The sequence below is a fragment of the Streptomyces sp. Isolate_45 genome, assembly GCF_024721315.2.
Lineage (GTDB): Bacteria > Actinomycetota > Actinomycetes > Streptomycetales > Streptomycetaceae > Streptomyces.
On sequence record NZ_JANFAK020000304.1, the window covers coordinates 1 to 4,319 of the forward strand.

Below are 4,319 nucleotides of genomic sequence, written 5' to 3' on the forward strand. Positions count from 1 at the left end.
TTTTTAAAAATTTTACCCAAACCGGGGGTGGGTGGGTGGGGGGGGGGGGGGGGGGGGGGGGGGGGGGGGGGGGGGGGCGGCGGGGCCCCCCCCCCCCCCCCCCCCCCCCCGGGCCGGCCCCTACGGTTGGGGGCCGCCGCTCACGGACATGGTCCGCCGCTCACCAATCGCCCGTGGCCCCGTCCTCCTCCACCGGCGTGCCGATGGCTCGACCGTCCTGCTCGACGGCGACCACCTCGGGGTGCGCGCGCAGGGCGGCCAGCTGCGCCTCGTTCAGATCGGCCGCGAAGCCCCGTACGACGCTGCGGTACACGAACCGGACCTCGGTCACTCCGGTCTCGGCCATCACCCGCTCCGGGTCGGCGTCCGGGGCGAGGGTGACGATGTAGGGCTCGGTCCGGGTGTCGTCGGCCGGCCGCACCGACTCCACCGCCTGGGCCGCGTACGCGACGGGCGCCACCCCGAGCGGGGCGACGAGGACGGCGGCGGCGAAGAGGGCGGGACGCAGGATCGGGCGTGTGATCGGACGCATGCGGAACTCCGTTTCCTAAGGATCGGCTACCCGCTCCTTCGGCCACCAACCAGCCCACCTTGAACCGCCCCGGCGAACCGGCGGACCGGCGGACCACCCGCGGACGACCTGCGGGCCATCCGCGGACCACCGGCGGGCCACCGGCGGCATCGACTCGGCCGGAGCCGGCTTCGGTAGCCTGTCGAAAAGGCGTTGTCGTCGTGTTCATGGTCAGAGCGAAGGCCCCTGACGCGAGGTCGGGGTCGAGCGGTCGGGCCCACGACTCTCCCGGGGGATCAACATGCTGACGATCGGCCAGGTCGCGACCCATCTGGGCGTGACCGTGCGCGCCATCCGCCACTACCACCAACGGGGCCTGCTGCCCGAGCCGGAGCGCGACTTCTCCGGCTACCGGCGCTACGGGCCGGAGGCGGTCGTGGCCCTCGTACGGATCAAGACCCTGTCGGACGCCGGCGTGCCGCTCGCCCGGATCGAGGAACTGATGGGTGCCACGCCCCAACAGTTCGCCGCGTCGGTGAAGGAGATCGACGACGAGCTCAGGACCCGCATGCGGGACCTGAGGCGGCGCCGCGGCCGGATCGCCGAACTGTCCGCGGGCGACGCCCTCTTCCTCCCGCCGGACGTCGTGCTCCTGCTGGACCGGCTCCGGGAGATCGGCCTCTCCCCCGAGACCGTGCGGACCGAGCGCGACACGTGGATCCTGCTGGTGGCGCAGTACCCCGAGCAGGTCCCGCGGTGGGCGCGACAGAAGCACGCCCTGTTCGAGGACCCCGCCTTCCAGCGCCTCTACCTGACCTGCGACCGGGCCGCCGCCTGGGACCGCGACGACCCCCGCCTGGAGGCCCTCGCGGACGACGTGAACGCCTTCGGCGGCCTCACCCCACCGGACCCGGACGGCCCCGAGCCGGTCCTCGCCCTCGACGCCCTGGTCGCCGTCACGCTCATGGCATCCCAAACGGGCAAACCCGTCCCGGCGTGGGAACGCCTGATAGACCTCTGCCGCCTCCGCGCCCATCCCGCCTGAGACCGCCCGGGGACGTCGGGCGCGGCCCGGCGCCTCAGGCCCTCCGGAACAGGTACATGCCGACGATCTTCCCCTTGACGGCCACGCGCTCACCCGACGAGAACCACTTCTCCCGTGACTCGGCACCGAGCTGGACGTAGACGTACTGGGCTGTGTGCAGCGACCAGCCCTCGTCCTCGATCCGCGACAGGAGGTCGCTCCTAGGGGCTCGCGGTGCACCGGGTTCATCGAGCCGGCTCCTCGACAGTGGGGCCCCGCCCAGGTCCATCCCGGTGCCCCCGTAGGGCTGTAGACCGCCCGCGCTCCGCTGCTCGATTTCGGCTTCGAACCAGCCGTCACCCCGCGCGTACGCCCCGGCCGCCTGCTGGACGATGACGAGTTCCAGGTTCTCGACGCGTGCGTTGTGCCGCCGGATGGCTTCGACCTCCCGGGCCTCACCCACTTCCGCCAACTCGCCCTGCCGGCTCTCCCACCGCTCCTGCATGCCCATATCCAACCCCCACTCCGGCCCGCGCGGGCCCGCCCGCCCGTGTCCACCCAGTTGTAGCCCGGCAACTCGGCCCCGTACTGCCCCTGGGGCGCCCCGGACTACTCGGCCGACGGCCGCCCCGCCCGAGCCACCACCGACCAGAACCCACCCTCAGCCGGCCCGGTCCATTCGCGCGTCGTGGGGAGCAGTCGCACTTCCAGTGCTCTCGCAGCCCATGCGGCGGCCGGGGAACGCAGAAGGCCCCGGCCGGTTTCCCGGTCGGGGCCTTCAAGTGCCCGGTGAGGCACTGGCGGAGGATACGAGATTCGAACTCGTGAGGGGTTGCCCCCAACACGCTTTCCAAGCGTGCGCCCTAGGCCACTAGGCGAATCCTCCGCCGCAAACAATACAAGACGTTGAGGGGTGCTCGCGAACACGATCCGGATCACGGGTCCCGGAGTCCTTCCTGATGGGTCCTTGATCCCCGTGGACGGGATCAAGAACCCATCAGGGGTCGGGTCGGGCCGGGGTCGTCCGGGCCGGGGTCGAGCGACCGGCGGCCTCGGCCTCGGCCTCGGCCTCGGCCTCGGCCTCGGACTCCGACCCGGACTCCGACCCGGACCCCGGCTCCGACCCGGACCCCGGCTCGGACTCGGACCCCGGCTCGGACCCGGACCCCGGCTCCGACCCGGACCCCGGCTCGGACTCGGACCCCGGCTCGGACCCGGACCCGGACTCGCCCCCCTCGGGGCCGGTCGCGGCGGCGGATTCGGGGTGGTGCGGGTCCGGGTCGATTGTCGGGCGCGGTATCCGCTAGGGTGGGGCCCAGCCCCTCACGTGGCGCTATCTCACCCAACTCCCCCAGGGCCGGAAGGCAGCAAGGGTAAGTGGGCTCTGGCGGGTGCGTGGGGGGCGCTTTGCGTTCCGGGCGGGGTCGCCGCGGCGGGTCCGGGGGCGTCGGCGGGCCGCCGTTGTCGGCGGGCCCGGATAACCTCGTAGACGTGTCGTCCCTTGCGCTGTACCGCCGCTACCGCCCCGAGTCGTTCGCCGAGGTCATCGGGCAGGAGCATGTCACTGCCCCGCTGATGCAGGCCCTGCGCAACAACCGGGTCAATCACGCGTACCTGTTCAGCGGACCGCGCGGCTGCGGGAAGACCACCAGCGCGCGCATCCTGGCCCGCTGCCTGAACTGCGAGAAGGGCCCCACCCCCGACCCGTGCGGGGAGTGCCAGTCCTGCCGCGACCTCGCCAGGAACGGCCCGGGTTCGATCGACGTCATCGAGATCGACGCCGCCTCGCACGGTGGTGTGGACGATGCCCGTGACCTGCGGGAAAAGGCTTTCTTCGGCCCCGCGTCGAGCCGCTACAAGATCTACATCATCGATGAGGCGCACATGGTCACCTCGGCGGGCTTCAACGCCCTGCTGAAGGTGGTCGAGGAGCCGCCGGAGCACCTCAAGTTCATCTTCGCCACGACCGAGCCCGAGAAGGTCATCGGCACCATCCGGTCGCGCACGCACCACTACCCCTTCCGTCTCGTCCCGCCCGGCACGCTGCGGGACTACCTGGGCGAGGTCTGCGGCCGTGAGGGCGCCACCGTCGAGGACGGCGTGCTGCCCCTCGTGGTGCGCGCCGGCGCCGGGTCGGTGCGTGACTCGATGTCCGTGATGGACCAACTCCTCGCCGGCGCCGCCGACGACGGTGTGACGTACGCCATGGCGACCTCCCTGCTGGGCTACACCGAGGCCTCCCTGCTCGACTCCGTCATCGACGCCTTCGCCGCCGGGGACGGGGCCGCCGCGTTCGAGGTCGTGGACCGCGTCGTCGAGGGCGGGAACGACCCGCGCCGCTTCGTCGCCGACCTGCTGGAGCGCCTGCGCGACCTGGTGATCCTGGCCGCCGTGCCCGACGCCGGGGAGAAGGGCCTCATCGACGCCCCGGCCGACGTCGTGGAGCGGATGCAGGCCCAGGCCTCCGTGTTCGGGGCCGCCGAGCTGTCGCGCGCCGCCGATCTGGTCAACACCGGGCTCACCGAGATGCGCGGGGCGACCTCGCCGCGGCTCCAGCTGGAGCTGATCTGCGCCCGGGTGCTGCTGCCCGCCGCCTTCGACGACGAACGTTCCTTCCAGGCCCGCCTCGACCGGCTGGAGCGCAGCGGACCCCCGGCCGGGGCCGCCGCCGCCTTCGCGGCCCCGCCCGCGATGGCCTACGTACCGTCCCCCGAGGCCCACGGCATGGCTCCGGCCGGCCCGGGCGGGGGCGTGGCCGCCGCGCGCGCCGCCGTACGCGCCGAG

At 73.0% G+C, this 4,319-nt stretch carries 4 protein-coding genes, 1 tRNA gene and 1 other RNA gene; 3 read left to right on the forward strand and 3 right to left on the reverse strand.

The annotated features are described in order from the left end of the window. Positions 1 to 160 precede the first annotated feature (160 nt). Positions 161 to 532, reverse strand: a complete 372-nt coding sequence (locus tag NOD94_RS40385; protein ID WP_281211232.1) for a protease inhibitor I9 family protein — start codon at positions 530 to 532, stop codon at positions 161 to 163. A gap of 280 nt (positions 533 to 812) precedes the next feature. On the opposite strand from NOD94_RS40385, the gene NOD94_RS40390 reads away from it, so the two are divergent. After that, on the forward strand, positions 813 to 1,556 hold the full coding sequence (locus tag NOD94_RS40390; protein WP_281211233.1) for a MerR family transcriptional regulator: 744 nt from the start codon (positions 813 to 815) through the stop codon (positions 1,554 to 1,556). A gap of 34 nt (positions 1,557 to 1,590) precedes the next feature. Here NOD94_RS40390 and NOD94_RS40395 read toward each other — a convergent pair whose 3' ends face one another. After that, positions 1,591 to 2,040, reverse strand: a complete 450-nt coding sequence (locus tag NOD94_RS40395) for a hypothetical protein (protein ID WP_281211234.1) — start codon at positions 2,038 to 2,040, stop codon at positions 1,591 to 1,593. Positions 2,041 to 2,333: 293 nt separating this feature from the next. After that, positions 2,334 to 2,421, reverse strand: a tRNA-Ser gene (locus tag NOD94_RS40400). A gap of 428 nt (positions 2,422 to 2,849) precedes the next feature. Here NOD94_RS40400 and ffs point away from each other — a divergent pair. Both ffs and NOD94_RS40410 read left to right on the forward strand, forming a co-directional pair. Next, an RNA gene (ffs, locus tag NOD94_RS40405) (signal recognition particle sRNA small type) lies at positions 2,850 to 2,948 on the forward strand. A gap of 78 nt (positions 2,949 to 3,026) precedes the next feature. After that, positions 3,027 to 4,319: DNA polymerase III subunit gamma and tau (locus NOD94_RS40410; protein ID WP_281211235.1), on the forward strand; the 1,293-nt coding region annotated here is incomplete at its 3' end.